Genomic DNA, 25,888 nt, shown 5'->3' on the forward strand with positions numbered 1-25,888 from the left:
CTCTCTGTGTTCATCACAAATCAAAGCCGAAGTCCCCTGCAAAGGGAAGATCCATGATGAACGGATGGCGGAATACGACTATGCCTGTTTCCACATTTTTGATGACCAGGAAATATGACTGGTTAATATCATAGTCCTGATTTTTGAACGTAAAACGGAGCCGGAATGTCCGCTTTGCCGGGTCTTCTTCCCGGCTATCGGCTACATAGGTGATTTCATTAGAAATAGGCTGGCCTTCAGCATCCATAAAGCCTATTAAATACGTGGCTTCCTTGACAGCATCTCCGATAGGTTCCGACTGGATAAAATCTAATGTCGTAATGAGGTTCGTAATCTTACTGATGGTGTTAATGAAACGGACTTGTACCGTCCGCATATCAGCCTTGCCCCGTTCCATATGGACCTCAATGACCGGGACCAGCATTTCCTGCGGCGAAGAACCACCGTGTACATAATTCTGACCGCCGCTGCCCCGCGTTTTGAAGACGCTTGTCCCAATGGGGAAAGAAACCATGCGGCTGTCCTCGTTCCCCAGCAGATAGCCGAGATTCAGGTTCTGTACACCATCTTCTTGAATTCCTTCCTGCGAGATGATGTAACGCCGTTTCACAATATCATGATGATGAACGTTGCCGATTTTATCCGATTCCTGCACCTTATTGCGCTTATAAATGAACCCATGGTCTGCCGTCACGATGAAATGATGTGTATTAGCCCCGTTATGGACTTTCTCGATGAAATCCAGGATTTCTTTCACGGCTTCTTCACAGGCCTGGAACACTTCATCCTCGGCATGTTCGCCGCGGACATCTATCTGGTCATGATATACGTAAATGACTTGCTGGCCCGTGAAAATATCCCGCATATCCCGTGTTTTCATGTGTTTCAGATCATCAAAGGATACACAGCGGGCCAGCGGCTGCCGGGCCTGTAATGCTTTTTCCCGGCTCTGGATGTCGATACAGTATGCCCCGTCGACGAGTTCTTTCCCTTCCGGGGACAATTCCAGCTTCTGATGGGGCAGGAGAGCCGACATGCCTAGCCGTGTATATGATGGTAAGGTGCTGAGCATAGCCTCAATTTTCACTTCGCTGCGGGGATTATCGGCCAGGCGGTCAAAGAGTTCCCGCCCTGTCTCATAACGCATCGCATCGGAAATAATGACTACGACCCGGTCTTTGCTGTTAGCTACATAATGGTCATAGAAATCACGTTGCAGGGGAATCACCGACAAAACCTTATCTTCCATGATTCCCGCATTCCATTCCGGCAATAATTTGCCCAAGTATTCATTAGTGTATATATTTTCAATCAATATACGCAACGGTTCATAGGCACTGGCATCAGCAAGTTTATCTAAGTGATAATAAAAATGGCGATAATCTGTATCAATCTGGTACAAATGATTTTTATAGTCTTTGATAATATTCTGGAAACCATCAGGATATGACTGTCTTGTCAACATTTCCAATCTGATGGCACAGATAAACATGTCATATATATGTTCCCGCTGTTGGCCGAAATGTGTCTTTTTGCGAAATTCGCAGAGTGCCGGAATACGATAATCACCCAAATGCGCATCCACGTCTTCAGCTTCCAGCCGACCGGCGATCCACTGGATCAGCAGCGTATCGACATCAGCAAAGCAGCCGCAGGCAATTAAGCTTTCCAGAGGGTACGTTTTCAGTGAATCTGCGACATGGAGCTGTTGGCTGGCAAAGAGCGATAACCTATCAAAAACAGCCTGATAAACGACGCTGTTCATCATGCTGTCCAGGAAAGCAATGGCATTGCCGGTCTTGCGCATTTTGAAAGGTTCCCAACTATTGGGTACGGTTTCCATGATTTCATGAGCGGCACAGGTCACAAACAGAGCCAGTACCAGCTTGGCTATGCTCGGATTTTCCCAGGCCAGGCCAAAATGGCGGGCGCACAAATCCCAAAAAGAATCCATCAAATCATACCGGGCTAATTCGTTAAAAATTCGATGGTTTTCCTGGCTTTCTTCATCAAGGACGATGCGCAGTGCTTCTTCGAGTGAACACGTCCGGGCGCCTGCCAGGGCACATATCATACCCAGGCGAATCGTCGTTCCATCGTACTGGCTGATACCTAGATCATAAAACTTCTTCGTCCGCTCCTTGTTGGCAAAAAAGCGAATATGCGCCTCCAGGACCGGCTTCCATTCTTCACCGATGCCGAGGTCGACAGCGAGCAAAGAAGCCCGGTCTGCGTAAAATCGCCGCGAATAAAGCAGGATATCTTCCAAATGATTCTCATGGACGTCGGGCTTGGAGAATGGGGCATAAATAAGGTAATTCGTGGTTCGGTCTTCGCGTTCGAGGAAGAGTTTGGTAGCAAACTGATTATCCGGCATAAGATGCAGGATTTTTGCATTATCCAGTTGCAATGAATCTACATCTTCGGCAAATTCAGCCCGATCATCATACCAAAAGACCAGTTTCCGGTTTTCGTCTCCACTTGTACGAAACTCTTCATTAAGTCTGTCTTCTATTTGCTTGAGATTTAATTCTGCCATAATTCCCTCGTTCCTCAAAAGATAATTAAAAGATAATCAAAAGATAGTGCCATGCTTTTAAGCCGCTTGGTTATCAGCTTTTTTCGCAGTTTCTTGCGTATAATTTTCGAATTTCGAAAGATATTCAAAAGATAATCAAAAGATAGCCAATACCTTTTGAACCGCTTAGTTATCCGCTTTTTTTGCGTTCTCTCGCGTATAATTTTCGAACTTCGAAAGATAATCAAAAGATAGCGCTATTGTTCATGGGGCCATTCCGTGAGGTATTCGTGCCAGAGGGAGTCTTTGGACATGATGGCTTTGGAGTCGGCTAATACTTCGTAGAATTGGCCGTCCCGGCCGGTCTGGGCTTTGCGGTAGTTGATTTTCACGCCATCGTCCAGGTCGAGGTGAATCTGGTCCAGGGCCAGGTGGCCCAGCTTGGCATCGTAGTCCTGACATTCCTTGATCTGTTTTTTCATCTTCTCCAGCCGCTTTTCCGCTACCGATACTTCATGGGCCGAATGGCTGTGATCGATAACATCCTGCATGCGGTTGACTTCATTGCTGTAAATCCGTTCCATGCGGTGGAGATAATCGGCACGAACGCGCCCTATGGTGTTTTCATCGTAGCGATGGAGATAGACGAGAGCTTTAAAGCCATTTTCTTTACCACTGTCAAAGAGCCAGTAAATCGGCCGTTTCTGATAGGTCTTGCAGTGATCCTTATAGAAATTCTTGAGGAAATAGTTGCGGAGCTTTTCTCTGGAAGTGGTGCCCCTGGTCCCCAGAGCATCGGTGAGAAATGCCAAGTTGGCTTCAAAGTTTTCCCGGCCAAAGGCCTTTTTCAGCCAGGCGCAGATGAAGGACGACAGGTCGTCGTCAAAATACTCTTCGTCGGTAATGGGCACGATGTTGTCGTTGTCAGGAATAAAGGTCTGGTATTTACCGGCATCCCATTCACCGCCAGCATAGGCCAGACCCGGCGTGTCCAGAGAATAGCGGCCGAAGAGACAGCCTACGGCATAGGACAAGAGGGACTTCATGACGTCTTCCTTCGTCAGGACATACGGGCTCACTTTACTTTTAGTTTTCCCTTTTTCATCTGTTTCCTTTTTATACATACTTTGCGGAATGTCTTTCTTAGAATCAAAGATTCGATGAACCGTAATATCATAATCAGCAACTTCTGGGTTCAATTCACTCTGTAGACCATAGATGTCGATGAAAATGCGGTTCAGTTCTTCTTCGTTGTCTTGGAGAATGTCGAAACGGTCCTCGCAAATGGCCTTGAACTGTTCATACCGTTCGGCCAGCGTCGGCTGTTTTGCTGTAATCAAGCCGGCCATATCCAAAGCAGATGGAGCCAATAGCGGATGAGTCTGGAAATCCCATGACGTTTCAAAGGAATCCCAATCTGTTTGAGATATCTCTATATTTTGTTGAACTAAATTAGTAGTCTTTGTAGACTCAAAATTATATTTAAGTATAGGAATTTTAGGAATCTGTCCTGTGCTATAATGCAACCCTTGGCAAATTAAATTAGCAAATATCTGAAAAACCTTAGAATTCATATAGCCCAAGAAATACCATAACTGATTATTCGGAAAATACATTGGTCCAGCATCAGCATAAATATATCCACTACTAACATACCTCGCACTGAAAAGATTAGTTGATACATCACTCCAAGTTATGCCTTCATGAAAATATGTATCAGTATTTTTAACTACGAATTCTGGCGACTTTAGATAAGGATATTTTGACATTACAGTTTTTTTAATTTCAGCTCCATCATTTTGGTAGTTGACAATATATTCTTTATTAGGATACCAACGTTTAAAACTCCCTCCTTTAATATATGGATACCACTTTACATATTTATCAAACGTGTATTGACAAGATGTTCTAGAAAAACCTATATTATCAAATACAACTTCACTCCAAAAACGTAAAAATCTATTATTATCTGATGTACCTAATCCTTGGCGTGCTGTACCAAATGAAGATAAAAAAAATCCATTATTCAATATCTTTAATTGTTGATTGCTAAGCCAATAAGCTATGATAGTGCCAGGAATTTTGACAAAGCGTTTCATTTTAGCAATATAGCAATTATTTCTAGAAAGGAACATTTTTGCTTTGCTATTCTCGCTCTTACCCTCAATAAGCTGACAATAAGTTCCCTCATAATCTACAATATTTCCATTGAAAAGAATAAAACTGGTAGTCTGTACAACTTCCCCACCGATTTCATCAAAAGCACGTGGCCCTAAATGGGCCATATTGACAATGGTCTTCTGTAGCACTTTTTCCCGCAGCTTTTCATAGCTGGAAAGGAACATCCAGGCGTGCTGGGTAATCATGGCCTGATAACCATTTGGCTTAATCATAGCCCCACATTGTTCAATGAAGACGGCAAAGAGGTCGCTCTTGCTATCAGGATAATTATCCTTGACATACTTCGACAACTTAGCATCCATACCGCCACTGCCCATATAGGGGGGATTGGTCACGACGACATCATATTTTCTGGATAACAGCTTGGCCTGACTGATGAGTTTGGGCATTTTGTCAGCCATTTCATCAGCCCAGGCGGCAAAGAGGATGTTTTCCGAACCCTTCTGCCGGATTTCTTCCAGATAGTCCTGGAGATTATCATAATCTGTCGGTTCTACCTTGAGGATGGAGCCATATTCTTTGGCATCATGGAATAGGTCAATCAATTCATCAGCCTGTGCGATATAAGTTTGGTCTAGTGTCAATTGGCCAAAATCACTGCCGGAAAAAGCTTTCCACGTAGATAAGCCATTGCTTTCTTCGATGGCATAGACATGGGGCTGGATGCCCCGGCTCAGGAAACGTCGGTCATACTGGCGGGCTTTCATCATGACGGCAAAATAAGCCAGCTGGGCAGCCCGTTCATCAATATCGAGGCCATAAAGATTATGTTCGACAATACTGATAGCGGCATCACGGTCACGATAGCCCCGGCTCCGATAGATTTGCATGAGCACATCAAACATATAGACCAGGATATGGCCACTGCCACAGCAAGGATCGAGGCAGGTCAGGTCTTCCGGATTGAGCTTACTGTGTTCGGCATATATTTGATTCAGCTGTTCCTGGACGGATTCTTCTTGTTCGGCTTCGTCAAGATAATATTTCCATTTCCCTTTGAGAACTTCATCGGGATGGCCTTCTATCCACAACCGTCCCAGGGAATTTTCTACCATGTAGCGGACGATCCAGTCCGGCGTAAACAGCTGGGTAGCAGCCGGGATATCTTCTTTCTTTATTTTTTCACTGCTCTTACGGGCAAAGACTTTGTCCTTCGGTTCTGTATTGTAATACTGATAGAGCCAGCCGATAATCTGCACCTGGTCCCGGAAATCGTCTTCGGGGATATCATGGACGAGATGCAAGACGACGCCGTCCCGGTCAGAAATGGAGAGGGTAAGCAGAAGTTCCGTATAGTCGGCGATTTTTTCAAATAACATAGGCAAGGGTTCATTTAGGGCATTACATTCCTTGAGAAACAGCATACGGAACAGGTCGTCAGTCTGATTATTCATTTTCCAATCTACGATTTGCCGTGATTCATCTTCACTAAACGTCAAGTCCGAATCGAACGGCGACGTTACCAGATCCGGTTCGATTTTTTCCGGGATCTTCGAAGACAAGACACGGGCAGACAAGTAGTTATTGACTTCCATGAACCGGATGGCAATGAGACGATTGAACCAGGTATAGGCAGTTTCTTCCATGATATGAGAAAAAGCTTCCGGATAGGTACTTTCTTTCGCTTTTTCCTGAATGACGGCCACGAGATTTTTCCGCTGAGTGATAGCATCCCCAGTAATCGCTGAAGGTTCTTTTAAGCCGATATCGAAGAATTGGGCATCCTTCGTCGACTGAGGCAACGGGGCCTGTATCCCTTTATCGGTGATGCCCAGGAGCCGTGCTCTATATATGCTGTCGGCAATAAGTTTGTTTCTCGCCCAGATGGCAAATTTTTTTATGGCCGTTTTATCCATGATATCTCTGTCCTTCCTGATTAAAATTCAACGTTAACGATAGTGTCTTTATCCAGTTCGCTCAGCAATTTCTTCCGCAAGGCTTCGACATAGGCATCGACATCCTGGGGCGATTCCAGACGCCACGAAGCCGTCCCGGTCATGGCTTTGATGGTCACGTTCTTTGTCTTTCTGATAAGCGGCGTAACTTTAGGTGTGTTTTCTTTCGTTCCGGACTGACCCGGAGCATTCTTTCTGTCCCTTTCGGCCTGTTCCTGTACCAGTTTATTATCCTTTTCGGTCATTTCATCAAGCAGGCGGATTTTCAATGCATCGGCCTGGTAAGCAAAGCTGCGCAATGTCGATACGTTATTGCACCGTTCCACTCTTCGCAGCAGATCATCGAACTGGTAGGTATAGGAATCTTTCTTTTCTTCCTGATAGGATTTTTCCCGCAGTACATCCATGACGCGTTGACGAGAACTATAGATAGAATCGCGGACTGGTTTTTCCTGTTCATCCAAGACCGCACTATAAAGCGTCCCAAATGTATTCAGCAGTTCCGGCAGACGGGGAATATCCTGATACGGTTCTTTTTTGTATAGAATCTGCTTGATTTCTTTTACCGTGTCTTCCAATTCACGGTTGACGATATAGTTTTTGCTGTCATCATAAATCTTCATCGAGTTCAGGGCGTTATCGAAAATCTGCTTTTGTTCACCCTGGAAAAATCCCTGGATCGGTTCATAATCTTCGGCAAAATCGAGCAAATCGTCTTTTGCATCAACGATTCCTTTATAAAATTCTTTCGTAGACCGTGTTGCCAGGATGTCCTGCAATAGCTGGATTCCCTGTCTGATTACGTCTTTTCCCGGATAGGCATCATTATTTTCATAATATACCTGTACTTTTTCTAATTGGGACAGCAATTTCTGGAATCCATTGCGGGTATGCTGCATCAGTTCGTCTTCATCGTCTGTTGCCGGAGTGATTTGCAGCAGTGCCCGCATGATGTCTTTACACGTATTTTTATCCTTGCTGGAGATGCGAATTTTCTGTTCCATCATCAATTTTTCTACGAATTGTTTTTTCGTGATATAGCTGATGATTTCATCTTTCGTTTTATTCATCAGGCTGACCGGAGCCCCATTGACAGTAAAAGCAATATCCCCCTGACGGAACAGCTGGGCTACGAGGTATTCTACATCGTCTTCGACAAATCCATAAGGAGCTTTCATGAAACGGTCTTTGACAGATTTGAGGGAGGTTTTCAGGTGCGCCTGAGAATTCATCTGGATATAGGCCCGTACGTCATCCAGAGCCAGTTGGTTGGCCTGGCGCGTCTGTCCTAGATTGAGCGCAGTCTGTCCGTTTTGGTCAAACAATTTGCGTATGCTGCTTTCATCAAAAGGTGTATCAATGTAATATAATTTATTGTATACTTTATCGACAAGGTGATGCAATGCGTCCTGAATGCGGACATTGACATCTTTGGCCTTGATATCCGCTGGGCTACCGTTAATGTAGATGGTGGCGTTCTTCAGATTTTCCATCAGGAATAAGCGGGCATTGTCATAGCGTTCCCGCATTTCCAGCCGTTTTCCTTCCTTGATGCTTTCGTACTGCACCATCGAGGCCGTCGTATTGCGACGCAGGAATTTTTCGATTTTCAAGTACGTCTGGATTTCATCCATAAAGGCCCGGTCATTGGGCAGGGCTATCAGGACATCTGGCTGTGCGATAGATAAAGAAGCCAGCATAGCGTCATCGGTAATGTCCGAAGCCGGCGTCAGGATATGGATACCGATATCGTTGCCTTTTGTTACTTTATAGGGGTATTCATCGACGGTCTGATTGAAGCTGAATGTATAGCGTCCGTTAAATTTAGGATAACGGTATTTTTTGTCCGTGAAGATATCCTCAAAGACCATTTCCGAGATTTTGTGGATGACATTGGCATTGTCGACATCTTCGCTTTCGATTTCCCGGTTAATTTCCTGTTCTTCGTTGGTCAAGAATACATAGGATTCACCATTTTTCTGTACCAACATCTGGCGGATCAGGACTTTCAGAGCCTCTTCGACGTTTCCCTTCAGGGTAATCCGGTCTTCCTCAAGATTATCCATCATGAGGGTCGTAATATTGTCGATATTCGGCGTCATATCCTGTACGTATTTGATGAGGAACAGTGTTTTCAGTACGTTAATGGCAAAGACATCGCCGGTCTTGTGATCCGGGTTGATATAGTCATTTTCGTAAGCTTTAATGATGACGCTGCGATGGCTGTGGTCAAGGAAATTTTCCATCGGCGTGTAGAAGGCATAGAAAGGGATAATCGTGCCCTGCTGTTCATGCATATAGGCTACCGCCGATTCTTTGAACATGGCCAGCATGGAACGTTCCCCTTCGGACAGATGCTTGCCGGAAGCGCCGTGGGTGCGGATGGCGGTCAGGACGGAACCGAGCAGATTGAACTGATACGGGATGAACGGATAAACAGCGGCAAAATCGTCTTTTTCTGTGTACAATTTGCGTTCTACCGAGTCGGTGAATACAATCTTGTTCTTGATGGTCGTTTCTTCCTGGCCGTACAGGAGACGCAATGTCTGGGCGGCAGTATCATTTTTTTCGAGGATACGTTTTTTGATGACCGCATCGACATTAGCGGAAGACAGGGACAGGCGGGTATCAAAGCGGCCCTGGATTTTGGAGAGATCATTGCCTTTGACTTTGACAATAGAATCGATGTCCTGCTGGGAAGTGACGATGACCCAGACTTTGCCATTGCAGGCGCTGCCCAGATCTTCGGTCACGGTCTGCAAGTTGAGCATGAGATTGCGGTCGTCACCGATATACTGGCCGACTTCATCGACGAGGAACACGACATGATGGTTATGGCCTTTTTCGTCGATATACTTTTTGACGCGGCCGGCAAATTCTTCGATGGAGATGCGATAGGGCTGGATGGCTTTCTCACACCAGTTCCGTGCCGATTCTTCCGACATGACCCCCATATCAACCAGGACATCGACAATATCGTCCTGAACGAAGTCGAATTCATGTCGCGCATCTTCCCACGCTTCGCCACTGGCAGCGGCAAATTTCTGTTTGAATTCGTCGTAGCGGCCTTTTTCCGTCAGATTGCGTTCCAAGTCGGCTACATAGGGAATCGTGCCACAGAATCCCTGCATTTCGTTGAAGACTTTGAGGAATACATTGACGATGGCGTCCTTGTCCTTTTTACCATTGGAGTCGCTCTTGGAGTCGATATTAAAGAGGACGACATCTGTCGGCGTTTCGGCGGCCAGTTTCATATCGGCCAGCACCATCGGATCTTCGATTTTATGATCATCGATAAAGTAGTCAATGGCTCTTTTACCACCGACTTTGGTATTATCCAGCAGATAAGAAAAGATTTTTAACAGGTGCGATTTACCACTGCCAAAGAAGCCGGAAATCCAGACGCCCATCTTCGGCGTCGTCCCGTTGATTCCTTTCTTGTAGGCAGCAAAAAAATCGGCAAAGTGTTTTTGCAGTTCCTTCGTCACGACGTATTCTTCCAGCTCCTGCCGGATATTTTCATTTTCAATGTCGCCGACCTTGATGACACCTTGCAGGTCACGGTCGATGGGTTTGGCAAACATATCTTTAATTTCCATGATTCATCCCTCTTTAGCGGGCTATGCGGAATGCCCGGTAATAGCTATCTTCCACAAATTCATTAAAAACCACCAGCTCTTGTTCCGTATAGGTTCCCGGATAAAACAGGATGACCGGCGTGGCGGCAAATTTTTGCGGCAAATTGTAAAGCACTTTATTGAACACTTCCGGCGCTTCCAAAATAGGGTAGCATTTGCCAATTCCCGTAATCAGGACAACGGCGTTTTCCGGCGTATGTTCTTCCATATAGTGGACCAGGTAGTTATCTTTGTCGGTAATCCGCAGCATCCGCTGTATAGCCGTTACGACACGCTGGATACCGCCTCGGCTTTCCAACTTCTTGGTCTTTTCAATAAAGCCTTTTTCCGTCAATCGGTCGATGATGATATCGTATAAATCATATATAATTAATTCGTAATCATCAAAACCTTTGCGATTATGTTTCTTCAGCCATTCAATATGACTGCGGACTTCCAGTTCTTGTTCCGGCGGATAGTCGAATACCCAGTAGTTGACCTCATTGGCTTTGCCGGTAGACTGTCGGAAGGAAGGCACCTTGATTTTTTCGTCCATCTCGGCAAACCGTTCGGAAAGGCTGCGGCGATTTTTATAATATTCACGCGATACTGTCTGTGCTGCCATGCTGATCAAACTCCCGTCAATGCTTTGATAATCGGTTCCAGGTGCTGCTGGACCAGCCAAGTTTCAAAAGCCGGATCCAGGATGGGTTTGAATAATTTCCGCGTCTTCTGGCCCCGGTCAGAAAGGCCAGCTCCCAAAATATAGCTTTTATAGGTTCGCCCCAGGCGTTGCAACGTCTGATCCGTCCAGGTTGCGGCTTTGCTGTCCTGTAGCTGTTTGTCGCGGAAAAAGATACGTATATCCTTATCACTCAGCTCATTGGTCCCAATAAGAATTTTTTCTTTGAATACTTCATACATAAAATCAAAAAAGAGGCTTTCATGCATCATGATAGCCGTCAGGTTGATCAATTTCTGTGTTGCTAGATCCGACTGCTGGAATAACGGATAAATACTGGCATCCAGTTCCTGAATCCGTGCTGTCACTGTCTGATATATCATCGTGGCCCGGGCCGGCGTTGAAGCATTAAAAACATTCTGTTCAAGACAAGCCGTCTTGATTTCATCCAAACTCAGCCCCTTAGAAATCATAGCGATTTCTTTACGGAACTCAGGAAACCAGAAAGCAAATTTAACAGCCCCGGCACTATACGGTTTACGATTCATGACTTCACCTCTATATCTCTGGTATATGACCGATTGGGAAAATTCATACTAAAATAAGTATAGCATGAATGATATGTCGCTACAATTAAGGTATATAAAGCTATATTTTCAATCCATACCTGTCCAATACACGGTTAAGCGTAGGACGGCTGATGCCAAGTTCCTTGGCCATTTTTACTTTGGTGATCTTGCGGACCTTGTAATCATCAAACAGCTTGCGGAGCTTATCTTCATCGATTTTTAAAGGGGGCTTCCCTTTGTATTTACCGGCCTTCTTTGCAATGGCAATGCCTTCCGCCTGCCGTTTCCGGATGGTGAGGCGTTCTTGTTCGGCCATCGCCGACAGCACTTCAATCAGGATATTGTTTACCACATCGATGACCCACTCCTGATTTTGCGGAACGTTAATATTGGTTGTCGGCAAGTCCAGGATACGGACCCGGATATGATGCTCCTTGTAATAGCGTAATTCCTCCTTAATCGCCTCTTTATTGCGTCCTAACCGGTCCAATGACATAACTACCAGTGTGTCACCGGGGCGGAGCATATGCGTCTTCATAGCCTGATATTCAGGCCGGTCCATGTTCTTACCTGACTGCTGTTCCGTGATGATGTCATGGTCGTTGGCACCATCTTTTTTGAATGCCTCTATTTGCCGTGCAAGGTTCTGCGACTTGGAAGATACCCTTGCATAATAGTATGTCCTTTTATCCATGATTTTACTCCATTTAGTAAAAATGAAATACGATAATTTAATTTACATATTGTAAATATATATTTGATTCTAATTTTACTATAATGAGAGCTGTTTTACAATGAAATGAATGTAAAATTAAGGTACACTCTAAGTTTCCTTTTGTTGATAACATATCAAGATTCAATTGACTAAGAAATCATTTTTTTAGTCTGACTTATTCTTTTTTTCTGCTTCTTGTGGGATAATTAAAGTAAAAGATGTACTGACGGCCGGGGAGATATTAACAACGTGTGATGACACTATGAAGAAATCAATGCGATGCGAAGATAAATTCGAAAATAACAATGAGTTAATTCCGCCCGGCTGGGAGTACGAAAAAAGCGTCCGGGATTACAACTCAGATATTTTGAGCCATGAACAACAAGGGATACAACGAGGAATGAAGACGTTGGGAAGGTTGATTCAACTACTGCTCAAAGAGAATAGGAAAGATGACATTGAGCAGGTGGTAAAAGACGAGGAATATCGAGATGCACTGTTAAAAACGTATCATCTGCTGTAAATCATACGATCCTGATTAATGGAATAACGATAGTTTCGCTGTATTACCTATTTCCCCATAAGCATCTTTCTTGTAGCTGTATAATGGCAGATGATTGATTAGCAGGCGATAACGTTTGCAAGCGGGAATATAGCCGTTGGTAGCAGATTTTTGTACTGGCTGTTACAAAAAACTGCATATTCAGCAACCAGTTTACTTCATCTCCATATTTGATTTATTCGAGATATAGCAAGGTATAAAAATGCATATCAATGCATAAAACTGATAAATAAGCCCCCCATAAAAAGCCCCCATAAATATAAAGAAGCGGTTCCTGGATTCCCAGAAACCGCTTTAAATTTGGAGCCACTAATAGGATTCGAACCTACGACCCTCTCATTACGAATGAGATGCTCTGCCAGCTGAGCTATAGTGGCGAGTACTCTGTTATTATATGCGGAGATGGATGTTTTGTCAATACTTTTTGGAGAAATAATTTAAATTTTTGTGAAGGGCTGTCGGCGCGTGTGGCAAGAGGGCAAAAAAAAGAAATGGCCGAAACCATTTCTTCTTCTGATGGAGTTATTCTTTTGGGTAGACGGCAAAGACCCGCGCTGGGAAGCCGACGCCGTTTTTTACCTTGGGGAAGGTGACGAAGATGACGGCTCCTGTCGGCGGAAGGGCGTCGAGGTTGGTCATGAGTTCGACTTGCAGCCGATCCGTTTCTAAGATATAGACTTCGCCGGCAAAGTTGACATTGGCTCCGGGGGCGTCTGTGTCGGCTGTTTCGTGTCCGATCGCGCCGATGCGGCGTTCTTCGACGAGCCAATGCAGCGCGTCCAGCTTCCAGCCGGGATAATGGGGCTGGTTGTTTTCATCGTAATTGTTCATGTCTGCCCGCTTGGACCAGTCGGACCGGAAGGCGACAAAGGCGCCTTCAGGAATGGGGCCGTGCTCCTGTTCCCATTCCTGAAGGTCGGCAATGGTCAGTTCGTAGTCGGCATTTGCCGCGCAGGCTGCCGATTTATCGACGACGACGAGGGGATATACCATTTCCTTCAGCGTCATTTGGTCCAGCGTGCGCGCTCCTTGGACGAAGTGACCCGGGGCGTCGACGTGGGTGCCGAATTGGCCGGCAGGAATGACGTATTTGTCGGAGTGGAAAATGCAGTCAGGACTAAAATCGTAAATGACTTCGGTGGTTAAATCGCCGAAGCCGTACCAATGGGGCGTCGCAGGACTTAGTTCATGCGTTAAATCTACCCAGCAATAAGCCGGAGATTTTAATTCGTTGACAAATTCCCATAATTTCATCATATGAAGCCCTCCCTTCGCAATAGGCGATGTGCTGCGTTTCAGTATATATACAGGATTCTATGCAGATGAAAGGATTCCTTCTGATAAACGAGAAATTTATATGAATTGACGAGATAAATGCAACGTGTGAAAAGCATAAGCATAGTTATTCGAAAATAATAAAAGGACGCCGAGTGTCTTGCGCAATGGGTTCGAATTTTATATTATAAGAATTAAAGATACCAACGCTGATATCAGCGCAGCATCGGGGAGGGATTAGAGATGAAAAATCGATTTTTAGACAAATTCTGCAGCGGTGAGCCTTCTGTCGGGACGTTTTTTGAAATGGGCGGGCCGGCTGTCGGGGAAATGATCGCCTTGACGGATTTGGATTATTTTGTGATTGACGGCGAGCACGGGCCCTATGACGTGCTTCAGGCTGCCGATATCATCCGGGCGGCCGAAGGCGCCGGCACGGCGGCTCCCTTTGTGCGGGTGAAAGACAGCCAGCGCAATTCCATTCTGCGCATGCTCGACGTCGGCGCGAAGGGCTTGATTATCCCGCAGGTGCAGAGCGTCGACGAGGTGCGGCGCATCGTCGAATACGGAAAATATTATCCCGTCGGCAGCCGGGGATTCGCGCCGACGCGCAATTCGCTGTACGGCTGCTCGGACGACGCAAAAGGGAGCGTGCAGGAGTATTTCGACCGATGCAATGCGTCGCAGCTGCTGATTCCGCAGTGCGAGACGATGGGCTGCTTGGCGGCTATTGAAGAGATTGCTGCCGTAGACGGCGTCGACGGGATCTTTGTCGGGCCCTATGATTTGTCCGTCGCCATGGGCGCGCCGGCGCAGTTTGACCGGCCGGAATTTGCCGCCGCCTTGACGCGGGTGCTGGAAGCGGTACAGCGTGCCGGTAAGTTCTGCATTATCTACGCCGATACGGAAGACGCGGCGGTGAAACGTTTTTCCGAGGGATTTGACAGCGTGGCCTTGTCCATGGACTGCATCTTGTACCAGCGGGCAATCAACGGGGCCGTCGCCGCGATCAAAGGGGCCTTATAGCGGTTGCCTTGCAGTGCGCCTCCTGATATAATAGAAATGGTTTTACGCAGGTTACGAACCGATGAAGGATAACGACTGCGGCATGGATGTCATGCCCTTCGTTATCCTTTTTTAGTATGGGAGGGAGATACGAATGAAAAAAGAGATTCGCCGCTATGCATGGAAGGATGGAAAAACGCTGACGATAGGGGAAAAGACGCTGATTATGGGCATACTGAACTATACGCCCGACTCGTTTTCCGACGGCGGCAAATGGAATCGCATAGACGATGCCCTGCGTCATATGGAGGAGATGGTCGCCGACGGGGCGGACATCATTGATATCGGCGCAGAATCTACACGCCCGGGCCATCAGGCGATTACGGCGGAGGAGGAAATCGAGCGGCTTCGCGGCATCTTGCCGAAGCTGGCCGCCGCTTGCCCCGTGCCTATTTCCGTCGATACGTACAAAGCGGAAACGGCGGCCTATGCCGTGGACATGGGCGCCCATATCATCAACGATATCTGGGGGCTCCAGTATGAGGCAGAGCCGGGACAGATGGCAGCCGTCGCTGCGGCAAAGGACGTGCCGGTCGTGGCGATGCACAATCAAAACGGCACGGAGTATACAGATATAATCGGCGATATGAAGGCCTTTTTTGCCTGTACGGCCGAGCTGGCCGCCGAAGCGGGACTTGCGCAGAGCAAGCTCATCTTCGACCCGGGCATCGGCTTTGGCAAGACCTTTGCCCAAAACATATACGTCATGAAGCATTTGCGCGAACTGACGGCCCTGCCGTATCCGATGCTCCTCGGCACCAGCCGCAAGCGGTTCATCGGCGAAGTCCTCGACTTGCCGGCAGAAGAGCGGATGGAAGGGACGGGCGCGGCCTGCGTCGTCGGCGTGTTGGCGGGCTGCGCGATCATGCGGGTCCACGACGTCAAGCCGATTGCCCGCATGTGCCGCATGGCCGACGCGCTGTGCGAAGATGACTCGAGGTAATCTGACCGCAGGGTATAGGTATGCGGAAATTTTTCTGAATTCATGCAAAATACGGGGCTGGTTATGGATATATATGGTACAATAAGAGTGTACAACGCGGATTTGCATGAACGAGGAGGAATACCGTATGAGTCGTGAAGTGACCGATTGGATGAATATAGCCCAGTGCTTTTATTGGAGCAACGAGCGGCTGCTGCAGTTTTCCCAGCAGTTTTCCGCTGAAATAGAGCGCGTCCTGGCTGGACAGCCTTCATCGCTTCAAGCTGTTAAGTCGTATTTGGCCCTGCCGACGGGCAGGGAGCAGGGGACCTACCTGGCCCTCGACTTCGGCGGCACAAATGTGCGCGTTTCTCGGATTCGCCTGCTGGGGCACCATTGCTTTATCGTGGAGAAAAAGGTTTCCCGCCCGCTGAAAAAGGACGGCGAATACAACTATATGACGGCTCAGACGACAGCGGACGAATTGTTCGATTTCATTGCCGATCTTGTCGGCGAAGCAGCCGGCGGCAATAAGCCCTTCTATTTAGGTCATACCTTTTCCTTCGGCGTGGCGCAGCACGACGTCGGCGACGCCCGGTTTTTGCAGTGGTCGAAGGAAATTACCGTCGCCGGAGCCGAAGGCCGCATGGTCAACGACATGCTTCGCCAGGCCTTGGTGCGAAAGGGCCTGGACGACATCATTCCCGTAGCGCTGCTCAACGATACGACGGCCTTGCTGCTGGCGGCGGGATATCAGCACGGCCAGTCCCAGGTCGGCATCATCTGCGGGACGGGGTTTAATATGTGCTATTACGAGCCGCGCTGGGATATGATCGTGAGCCTGGAAGCCGGCGGATACGACGGCATGGCCCGGACGAACTGGGATATTGCCGTAGACGAAGCGTCGCAGCAGCCGGGATACCATCAGCTGGAAAAGATGGTCAGCGGCGCCTATCTGAGCGAAATATACCGCCGCGTCGCCATGGAGTATTTGGAGGCCGAATCCATGCCGCCCTTTACGACGGAGGCGATGAATCATATCGTGGCGAACGACAGCCTGGCCGAAGGGCGGCTGCTCATGGGGCGCGTGTGGAAGCGGATCGTCGCCCTGCAGGACGTCAAGCCCCTGCGCAGCATCGGTGCGGCGGTCTTCGTGCGTTCGGCCCAGCTGACAGGGGCGTCCTGCTTCGGCGTGCTCCGCCATTTGTATCCCGACGGCGCGATTCCCGCCCAGACCATCGCCGTAGAAGGCAGCGTCCTAGAGCATGTGCGGGGCAGCTTATTCATGCTGGAAGACGCCCTGCACATCTGCCAGGCCGGCTTTGCCCGAGGGAAAAAGATCGAGGCGTCGCCCGTTTTGGTTAAGGACGGTCCTTCTGTCGGTGCGGCCATCGCCGCGGCTATGGCTGCCCATCATTAGCCGGGCAGGCCGGCTTCCGGCCTAAATCGCGGAGCATTTCCATATCGGCAGACTGGTCGTTTCCCTTCGTCGTCAAGTAGCCGCCGATCATGAGGCCGTTGAGTCCCCCTGTCAGGGCGAAGGGCTGGAGGGAGCGCAGGTTTACTTCCCTGCCGCCGGCAGTGCGGATCAGGGCCTGCGGCAGGATGAAGCGGAATACGGCGAAGGCCCGCAGTATTTCAAGGGGCGGAAGCTGCGGCGCATGGGCCAGCGGCGTTCCCTGAATGGGCGTGAGGATGTTCAGGGGAATGGAGCGGATGCCGAGCCGTTTCAGCGTAAAGGCCACTTCTACGCGCTGCCGCGGCGATTCGCCCAATCCCAATATGCCGCCGGAGCAGACGGAGACCCCTGCGTCCTGGACGGCGCGGATCAGGCGGATTTTGTCGTCTATCCCATGGGTCGAACAAATATGAGAAAAATATGACGGAGCCGTTTCGATATTGGCGTGGTAATGAGATACGCCGGCGCGTTTGAGCTCTCTGGCCTGGGAGGCCGTAATCAGGCCGAGGGAACAGCAGGCCTGCAGCCCTGCGTCCCGGATAGAGGAAATCGCGCGCAGGATTTCGGCGAATTCGGCTCCTTCCCGGACGGAGCGCCCGCTGGTCACGATGGAAAAGCGGGACGCTCCCTTTTCTTTGGCCTTTTTGGCGGCGTCCAGTATCGCGGCCTTGTCCAGCAGCGGATAGGACTGGATATTCGTTTGGTAATGAGACGATTGGGCGCAAAACCGGCAGTCTTCGGGACAGCTGCCGGAACGGCTGTTAAGGATGGCGCAGCAGCTTACGGCGTCGCCGCAGAAATGCTGGCGGATCTTGTCGGCCAGGGCCAGCAGCAGGGGCGTGTCGGTGTCGGGCAAGGTGATGAGCCGTTCTCCTTCTTCCGGCGTAATTTCCCCTCCGGACAATACCTTTTCAGCGTATGAGCAAAGCTCGGCAATTTTCATGATGAACCTCCTTGAACGTTTTTTGTAAGTATACTAAACTGCCGGCAATAAATCAACCGTTATGGATAATTCAAAGGTTAACAATAAGAGGGATACATACTTTTTGTCGCTGTAAACTTGTACAGATATTTTGTTTGTCAGCTCTTTTCACTAGGCCAGTTTTTCGCTACAATATAACTAATCATGACAAATCATAGTTAGGTGCATCGTATGCTGCAAATCGACAGAACTCTTAAAATACCATATTATGTACAAATCTATAGATATTACCGCCGCGAGGTGGAAGCACAGCGCATGATTGCCGGCATGAAGCTGCCCTCTGTCCGCGAGCTGGCCCAGACGGTGAACGTCAGCAAGATGACCGTGGAAAAGGCCTATTATCAGCTGGCGAGCGAAGGATATATTTTGCGCAGGAATAAGGCGCGGTATGAAGTGGCCTTCGTCGGCCAATGCCGGGAAGCCGCCGGAGGGCCGGGCGATGAAGCGGCGCCGGCCGCGTCGCGCCGTTCCTACTTATATGACTTCGGAAGCGGCGACATGGATATGGAGCGCTTTCCCCTGGAAATTTGGCGAAAATATATGAATAAGGTACTGTCGGAGCCGGCATACCTGACGGCCTGCAATGACGAGCAGGGAGTGCCGGATCTGCGGGATGCCCTGAGCCGCTACGTCTATGAGACGCGCGGCGTCTATGCGCCGCCGGAGCGCATTGTCGTAGGAGCTGGCACGGCGGCCCTGCTGGGCGTGCTGACGTCGCTGCTGCGGGAGGCGCACTCCGATATTGCCGTAGAAAATCCCGGCTTCCGCCTGGGACGGGAGCTGTTCCGCAACATGGGATACGGTATTGTTCCCGTAGCGATACGGCAGGGGATTCTCGACATGGATGCCTTGGAACGCAGCGGGGCGTCGCTGGTGTACGTCAGCCCGTCGCACCAATTTCCTACGGGGACGGTCATGCCCATCGGCATGCGCCGGCAGCTGCTCCGCTGGGCCGAGGAGCGCGAAGGCGTCATCATTGAGGACGACTATGACAGCGAGCTCCGCTATTACGGCCGCCCCATTCCGGCCTTGCAGGGGCTGGATACGTCGGGCCGGGTCATTTACATGGGAGCCTTATCCAAGGTGCTTCCTTTTTTTGTCCGCCTGAGTTATATGGTGCTGCCGCCGAAGCTGATGGAGCTGTACAATGAGAGGCGGAGTCTGTTCCGGCAGGGAGCCTCCGTACCGGAGCAGTGCGTGCTGGCCGCGTATATCCAAAGCGGCGAGCTGGCCCGGCAGGTGCGCCGCCTGCGCAAGGATTACCAGGAGAAAGGCGCGCTCATGGAGCGCCTATTGCTGGAGGCCTTCGGGAAGGATATTTCCGTGAGCCGCGTCGTGTCCGGCGTGTATTGCCACATCGCCCTGCAGAGCCCCTATGACGAAAGCGAGCTGCGCCGCCGGGCAGAAGAGCGGGGATGCCGCGTGCTGGCGATGCAGTCTTTTTACGAGCGGCCGGAGCAGGCGGACACGAAGGAATTTCTCTTGTCGTTTTCAAAGATACCCAGTCAGGACCTGAAACAGGCCGTTGCGGCCCTGCATCGGGCCTGGACGGAAAAGGAAGGATAGCGTCATGGCAAAAAGTTTACGATTTATTCATTGCGGCGATTTACATTTGGGCAGTCCCTTTCACGACGTCGCCGCTGTCGGCAGCCGGTGGGAGCGCATCGTAGGCAAAGCGCCGATGCGGGCGTTTCAGAAAATCGTGCAGCTGGCCATTGATAAAAAAGCGCACGCCGTGCTGATCAGCGGCGACGTATATACGAGCGCGACGCACAATTTGACGGCCCAGCTGGACTACGTGCGGCTGCTGCACAAGCTGGCGCAGAACAATATACAGGTCTTCGCCGTCTTGGGCAATCACGATCCCCTGGAGGCCTGGAAGGCCCGGATTCCCTTTCCGCCGAACGTGCACATTTTCAGCGCCGAGAAAATAGAGCGCATGCCCTTGGTCGTCGACGGCGAGGAAGTGGCGGCCGTGTACGGCCAGAGCTACGCCAAGGCGGAACAGCGGGACAATCTGGCCTGGAACTTTGCCCGTGAATCTGGGGACCGCTACGCCATCGGCCTGCTCCATACGCAGATCGGCGGGCCGTCTCCCTATGCGCCGTGCTCTTTGACGGATTTGAAAGAGAGCGGCATGGACTATTGGGCCTTGGGCCATGTCCACGCCCATCAGATATTGAGCGAAAAGCCCTATATCGTGTACGCTGGAAGCCCGCAGGGCTTAGACTGCACGGAGACCGGCGCCCACGGCTGTTATTACGTAGAGGTCGGCCCCTACGGGACGACGAAGGTCGAGTTTTTAGATACGAGCATCGTCCGCTGGGAAAGCACGGACATCAGCATCGAGTCGATTGAGTCGGTATCGGGCCTGCGCGAGGCCGTGCGGTTCGCCAAGGAAAAAATCCGCCGCGACATCGGCAAGCCGACGTTCCTGACAGTCAACTTCACTGGCGCCGGCAGCATGTACCAGGTCATCAACAATCCCGAAGCGACGCAGTACTGGATCGACAGCTGGCGCGAAGAGGAGCAGGGGAAATACGCCTTCGTCATGGTGGAACGGCTGCGCAATATGGCCCGGCCGAAGATCAACCTGACAGAACGGAGCAAGCTGCCCGATACGGTAGGCGATTATTTGAATGTTGCCGACAAGCTGGCCGCCCTGCCGCCGGAAGAGATGGTCCAGGCCCTGCGGGAGATCCTGCGGGAACGGCCCGAATTCGACCGCCTCGGGGCGTACGGCAAGGCGATTTCTGACGACAGGCTGCTGGAAGCCTTTGAAAAAGCCAAATGGCTGGGAATGCAGAAATTGCTGGAAGATGGAAGAGGATAGGACTTATGAAGATTATACAGATGAATTTAGACGATTTCGGCATTTACCATAATGTCGAATGGAACCCACCGGAAACGGGGCTCATCGTCATGCACGGCCATAACGAAAGCGGCAAGACGACGCTGATGAAATACGTGCGCTCCATGTTTTTCGGCTACCTGCGCGGCGATTGGAAGGGCTTTTTCGGCCATATGGATATTCGCCGCGACGACGGGCGCGAATACCGCATCTATCGGAAGGAAAAAGAATCGTATATGACGGACGGCCAGCTGACGCTACACGACGAGCCGGCCGACTTGTGGTGGCACGGCCTGGACCGGCAGACCTACGATAAAATTTTCGCCATGGGCCTGGAAGATTTGCAGGGCTTTAAGATCTTGTCCAACGAAACGGTGCGCAGCCAGTTTTTCAGCGTCGAAGGCGGCGTGCGCATGGGCGCGACGCGGCGGGACATCATCCGCCAGATGGGCGATCTCCTCGTCGCTTCGCCTCAGGGGAAGAAGCCGATCAATGTCCTGCTGGCGGAGCAGCGCGAATTTGACAACCGCATCCGGGCTCTGTCCTACGACGAAGACGAGTTCGCCCAGCTTCAGGGAAAGGAGCAGGCGACCCACGAGACGGAAAACCGCATACGGCTGAGCATCGAAGAAACGAAGCAGCAAATCGAGCGCATCTCCATGCCTATCGCTGCCTGGGACGTATACAAGCGGGGACAGGACGCGCTCAAGCGCATGCAGGATCTGGCCGACGTCTCCCAGTTTCCGGCCGACGGCGCGCAGAAATGGACGGAGCTGGAAACGAAGATTGGGGAAATCGACGAGCAGATTCGCAAGCTGGAAGCCCTGTCGGCTAAAGGGCCGGCCTTCCGCGAGGAATGGAACATCTGGCTGCTGTGCGGCCCTCACCTCGACGACCTGTATCTGCACGTCGGCGAGTGGAAGCAGGGACTGGAAGAAGTCGCCGCCCATGCCGATATGGAAATAGACTGGCAGTTTGAGCAAAATCAGTGCGCAGAATCGCTGAAGCAATGGACTGGCGATACGATTCCCTCTTCCGTCGATTGGACCGGCGGACAGGCTGCGGCGGCCGGACTGGCCCGCTGCGAGCAGGAGCTGGAAAAATGGCAGGCCGCCAAGCCGAAGAACGTCGCCGCAGACAAGCCGGAGGAACCTGCCGAAGGGGAGCCGTCCAAGGAGGAATGGCAGGCTGTAGGCAAGGCCGTTTCTTCCATTCAGGAATGCCTGATGGAGCGGAAGAAGCTGCGCGAACAGCTGCAGTGGCTGAAATCGGACGGAAGCGGCGTATCTCACGGGCCGGCCGTACTGGCGGCCCTGTGCTTGGCTGCTGCGGCCGGCCTGGCGGTGATGGTCTTCGTATACGGCATGGACCAGTTGTTCGGCTACGGCGCCGGCCTTTTCCTGGCCCTGGCCGTCGCGGCCTTTGCCAAGCAAAAATCGCTGGCCGGCAGGGGCCCCCGGCGGATCGAGGAATTGGAAAAGAGCCTGGCCGCCGTGCAGGAGCGGATGGAAGCCCTGGCGGCGGAGGCCAACGCGGGCCTGGCGGCGAGCGACGACGACGATGTCTGGTCGCGTAAGCTCGATGAAATCAGGATGCAGTACATGGACTGGAAGACCCAGGAGTCGAAGACAGTTTGGGAAAAAGAACAGAAGGTCATGTACGACGCTATTTATGACGAGTGGAATAAAAAGGGCGCTGCCTGGCAGGGCAAGCTCGAAGCCAGCCGGAAGGCCTGGGAATCGTGGCGCAGCGGCAGCGGATTTGCTTCTCTGGAAGTCGGCCAGCTGGCCCAGGCTAAGGAAGTCTGGGACAAGTGGCACGCCGCCGTGTCGGCCTCCGAAAGCTGGCGTGTCCGCAAGGAAGACCTCTTGCGGCGCATGGGCCAGTGGCGCGACAGCGCAGAACAGCTGTTTCGGGAATTAGGCGTCGCCGGCGAAGGCACGCCGGAACAGACTGAGGCCGTATATAAGCAGTGGCAGACGATCCGCGTGCAGGCCGAAGTCGCCCGCGAACAGGACAAGCAGCAGCAGGAGCGGCAGGCCCAAATCGTCCAGCTGCAGAAGGACAAGGAAATCCGGCAAAACCAGCAGCAGGACTTATTGGCCCTGACCGGCGCCCAGACGACGGGGGAATTCCGCAGCAAGGTCCTGAAATTCCGCCAGTTCCAGCAGTATAAGGAAGTATACGAGCAGTCCGAAGCCCATATCCGGCTCATCGCCAAGACGCCGAAGCAGCTGGCAGAGCTGCGGCACGAGCTGAAAGTCCATACGCTGAAAAACTGGACGGACGAACGGGCATATTACGAAAAGAAAATCGCCGACGCGGAAAAGAAATTAGCCGAAGTCGCCGAAAAACGGGGCAGCATCATAGAACGGCTCAGCCAGATGGCCAGAAGCGACGCCTACGGCCAACTTCTGCAGGAAAAACAAAACCGCAAGGCCGAGCTGGACGGCAAGGTGAACGAGTGGCTGACTTATCTCTTCGCCCAGTATATGCTCGGCGAGGCCCAGTCGTATTACGAACGGGTGCGCCAACCCTTAGTTATCCGCCAGGCCGGAGATTACCTCCACCTCATGACCCAGGGCCGCTACACCCTCCAGGCCAGCTTTGACGGCCGCCAGCTCTACGCCGTCGACGGCACGCAGCGGCGTATCCCGGAAAAGCAATGGAGCAGCGGCCTGGGCGACCAGATTTATCTGGCCATACGCATCAGCCTGGCCATGGCCTTTTCCAAGCAAATCGAGGCGATGCCTCTGATTTTGGACGACATCCTCGTCCGCTTCGACGAACAGCGGCAGAAGGAAGCCATTCACTTCCTGGCCGACTTAGGCAAGAAAGAACAGATTTTCTTATTTACCTGTTCCCAGACGACGAGAAATCTCGCCGGCGAGGTACAGAAGGAATTAGCCGGAGAAACCGATACGATTCATTTATTTGAAATCGAACAGGGAACGATTCGGCAAAGCGTATAACCCGCGAGATTGGAAAGGCAGGTGCAGAAGCTATGACAGCTGCTCGGCCGGTGCTGCCGCCGGCTATGATGCTGGCGGCGATGGACGCCGTAAGCGACGGCATCGTTATCGTAGACAAGGATTCCCGTATTATTTACATAAACGACGCGTATACGCGCATCCTGCGGGTAGAGCGGCAAAAGGTGCTGCACAAGCAGATCAGCGTCATCGAGCCGGGCGCCGTCATCCTGGACGCCTTGCGCGACAAGCAGCCCCGCTCGCGTCTTCCCGTAGAAGTCAAAACGAGGGGCAAGCAAATTCTGGTTAATATTACGCCGATTTTTGACGGCGGCGAAGTCATCGGGGCCGTGTCGGTCTTTGAAGACATTACGGAGCTGTCCCTCAGCCATCAGGAGCTGGAACGGGCTCAGCGGCTGAGCCGGTCGATCTTCAAGGCCGCTGCTGACGGCTGCCATACGCTGCCGCCGGAATTTGCCCATATCGTCGGGGACAGCGCCAAGTTCCTGCGCTGCCTGCGGCTGGCGGAGCTCGTGGCGCCGACCGACGCGACTGTCCTGGTAGAAGGGGAAAGCGGCGCAGGCAAGGAAGTCGTCGTTGACGGGATTCTGCGCCTCAGCGGCAAGCGGCGGCGTCCCTTCGTCAACATAAACTGCTCGGCCATTCCGGAAAGCCTCATGGAAAGCGAGCTCTTCGGTTATACGGCCGGCTCGTTTACCGGCGCGGCCAAGGGCGGCAAGGCCGGGAAGTTTGAGCTGGCCGACGGCGGCACCATCTTCCTTGATGAAATCGGCGAAATGCCGCTGTTCATGCAGGCCAAATTGCTGCGGGCCCTGCAGTCGGGGGAAATACAGAAAATCGGCTCCGACACGATGCAGAAGGTCGACGTCCGGGTGATTGCGGCGACGAACCGCAACCTGAAGCAGATGGTGCGGGATGGGAAGTTCCGGGAAGACTTGTACTTCCGCCTCAATACCTTTACGATCGTCATTCCGCCTCTGCGGGAGCGGGGCGAAGACGTACTGCTCCTGGCAGAGCATTTCCTGGGAAAATTTTCCAAGAAGTATGGAAAAACAGGCCGCCTTTCGTCGGCGGTGCAGCGGTTTTTCCTGTCCTATGCCTGGCCGGGAAACGTGCGGCAGCTCGAAAGCTGCATGGAGTACGCCGTCATCGTATGCGGCGACGGCGAAATCCGGATGGAGCACCTGCCGGAAGAGCTGCAGGGCCTTTCGGATAATGGGGAAAGAACGGATGCGGCAGAAGCTTCCGCCGCAGGCGCGCCTCACGGCTTAAAGGCCGATATACAAGCTATGGAGCGGGACTACATCCTCCGCGTGCTGAAGGAGACCGGCGGCAACAAGACCAAGGCTATGGAAGTCCTGGGAATCAGCCGCCGCACCTTTTACAAGAAATGGAAGCTCTACGGACTAGATAAAGAACCGTCTATAAAGTAAACACTATATACATGGTAAACACGGAAAATCCTCCCAAGTATACAGTTTATACTCGTATCGCGGGAGGATTTTTTGTGTAGAAATAAAATGCCACTCTTATAAAGTGGCGATCAGGCCGGAGTATATGCGAAAAGTGGAGAACCCTTGTAACGTTGCATAGCGAATATAGTAC

At 51.0% G+C, this 25,888-nt stretch carries 16 protein-coding genes and 1 tRNA gene; 8 read left to right on the plus strand and 9 right to left on the minus strand.

All coding sequences use genetic code 11. The features are described 5' to 3' along the window. Window positions 1–13: 13 nt before the first annotated feature. The 6 genes from pglZ to DKB62_RS07735 all read right to left on the minus strand — a co-directional run bounded on the left by pglZ (window position 14) and on the right by DKB62_RS07735 (window position 12,156). Window positions 14–2,539: a BREX-1 system phosphatase PglZ type A gene (pglZ, locus tag DKB62_RS07710; protein ID WP_107195320.1), complete on the minus strand. Its 2,526-nt coding sequence runs from the start codon at window positions 2,537–2,539 to the stop codon at window positions 14–16. 236 nt (window positions 2,540–2,775) lie between these two features. Next, the gene (gene pglX, locus DKB62_RS07715) at window positions 2,776–6,555 is read right to left on the minus strand and encodes a BREX-1 system adenine-specific DNA-methyltransferase PglX (protein WP_107195319.1); all 3,780 of its coding nucleotides are present in this window, start codon (window positions 6,553–6,555) and stop codon (window positions 2,776–2,778) included. A 20-nt stretch (window positions 6,556–6,575) separates the two neighbouring features. Then, the gene (gene brxC, locus DKB62_RS07720) at window positions 6,576–10,193 is read right to left on the minus strand and encodes a BREX system P-loop protein BrxC (protein WP_107195318.1); all 3,618 of its coding nucleotides are present in this window, start codon (window positions 10,191–10,193) and stop codon (window positions 6,576–6,578) included. Between the two features lie 13 nt (window positions 10,194–10,206). Further along, window positions 10,207–10,836 (minus strand): DUF1788 domain-containing protein, encoded by a 630-nt coding sequence (locus DKB62_RS07725; protein ID WP_107195317.1) that lies wholly within the window; start codon window positions 10,834–10,836, stop codon window positions 10,207–10,209. Between the two features lie 5 nt (window positions 10,837–10,841). Then, complete coding sequence (locus DKB62_RS07730; RefSeq protein ID WP_036202186.1) at window positions 10,842–11,441, minus strand: DUF1819 family protein; 600 nt, start codon at window positions 11,439–11,441, stop codon at window positions 10,842–10,844. A gap of 100 nt (window positions 11,442–11,541) precedes the next feature. Further along, window positions 11,542–12,156: a recombinase family protein gene (locus DKB62_RS07735; RefSeq protein WP_095340408.1), complete on the minus strand. Its 615-nt coding sequence runs from the start codon at window positions 12,154–12,156 to the stop codon at window positions 11,542–11,544. Window positions 12,157–12,439: 283 nt separating this feature from the next. Here DKB62_RS07735 and DKB62_RS07740 point away from each other — a divergent pair, with 283 nt between their 5' ends. Next, window positions 12,440–12,700 carry a hypothetical protein gene (locus tag DKB62_RS07740; RefSeq protein WP_107195316.1) on the plus strand — a complete coding sequence of 87 codons (261 nt, stop codon included), beginning with the start codon at window positions 12,440–12,442 and terminating at the stop codon, window positions 12,698–12,700. 340 nt (window positions 12,701–13,040) lie between these two features. Here DKB62_RS07740 and DKB62_RS07745 read toward each other — a convergent pair. Next, a tRNA-Thr gene (locus DKB62_RS07745) sits at window positions 13,041–13,116 on the minus strand. Between the two features lie 145 nt (window positions 13,117–13,261). Next, on the minus strand, window positions 13,262–13,996 hold the full coding sequence (locus tag DKB62_RS07750; protein WP_198643437.1) for a cyclase family protein: 735 nt from the start codon (window positions 13,994–13,996) through the stop codon (window positions 13,262–13,264). 261 nt (window positions 13,997–14,257) lie between these two features. Here DKB62_RS07750 and DKB62_RS07755 point away from each other — a divergent pair, with 261 nt between their 5' ends. The 3 genes from DKB62_RS07755 to DKB62_RS07765 all read left to right on the plus strand — a co-directional run bounded on the left by DKB62_RS07755 (window position 14,258) and on the right by DKB62_RS07765 (window position 17,421). Beyond that, window positions 14,258–15,040, plus strand: a complete 783-nt coding sequence (locus DKB62_RS07755) for an HpcH/HpaI aldolase family protein (RefSeq protein WP_107195315.1) — start codon at window positions 14,258–14,260, stop codon at window positions 15,038–15,040. Window positions 15,041–15,173: 133 nt separating this feature from the next. Further along, a complete protein-coding gene (gene folP / locus DKB62_RS07760; RefSeq protein WP_107195314.1) occupies window positions 15,174–16,022 on the plus strand; it encodes a dihydropteroate synthase in 849 nt (282 codons plus the stop codon). A gap of 127 nt (window positions 16,023–16,149) precedes the next feature. Continuing rightward, window positions 16,150–17,421, plus strand: coding sequence for a hexokinase family protein (locus DKB62_RS07765; RefSeq protein ID WP_107195313.1), 1,272 nt, complete (start codon window positions 16,150–16,152; stop codon window positions 17,419–17,421). Here DKB62_RS07765 and bioB read toward each other — a convergent pair. Continuing rightward, entirely contained in the window at window positions 17,402–18,403 is a 1,002-nt protein-coding gene (gene bioB / locus DKB62_RS07770; RefSeq protein WP_107195312.1) for a biotin synthase BioB, read from the minus strand. The genes DKB62_RS07765 and bioB overlap by 20 nt on opposite strands. Before the next feature lie 210 nt (window positions 18,404–18,613). On the opposite strand from bioB, the gene pdxR reads away from it, so the two are divergent. From pdxR to DKB62_RS07790, 4 genes are read left to right on the plus strand one after another with little or no spacing between them, the layout of a single operon-like run. Then, window positions 18,614–20,008, plus strand: a complete 1,395-nt coding sequence (gene pdxR / locus DKB62_RS07775) for a MocR-like pyridoxine biosynthesis transcription factor PdxR (protein ID WP_107195311.1) — start codon at window positions 18,614–18,616, stop codon at window positions 20,006–20,008. 4 nt (window positions 20,009–20,012) lie between these two features. Further along, entirely contained in the window at window positions 20,013–21,275 is a 1,263-nt protein-coding gene (locus DKB62_RS07780; protein ID WP_095629265.1) for a metallophosphoesterase family protein, read from the plus strand. 5 nt (window positions 21,276–21,280) lie between these two features. Continuing rightward, the gene (locus DKB62_RS07785) at window positions 21,281–24,265 is read left to right on the plus strand and encodes an AAA family ATPase (RefSeq protein ID WP_107195310.1); all 2,985 of its coding nucleotides are present in this window, start codon (window positions 21,281–21,283) and stop codon (window positions 24,263–24,265) included. Between the two features lie 32 nt (window positions 24,266–24,297). Next, a complete protein-coding gene (locus DKB62_RS07790) occupies window positions 24,298–25,716 on the plus strand; it encodes a sigma-54 interaction domain-containing protein (RefSeq protein ID WP_107195309.1) in 1,419 nt (472 codons plus the stop codon). Window positions 25,717–25,888 lie beyond the last annotated feature (172 nt).

Origin of the sequence: Megasphaera stantonii, from assembly GCF_003367905.1 — a bacterium.
GTDB classification, from domain to species: domain Bacteria; phylum Bacillota; class Negativicutes; order Veillonellales; family Megasphaeraceae; genus Megasphaera; species Megasphaera stantonii.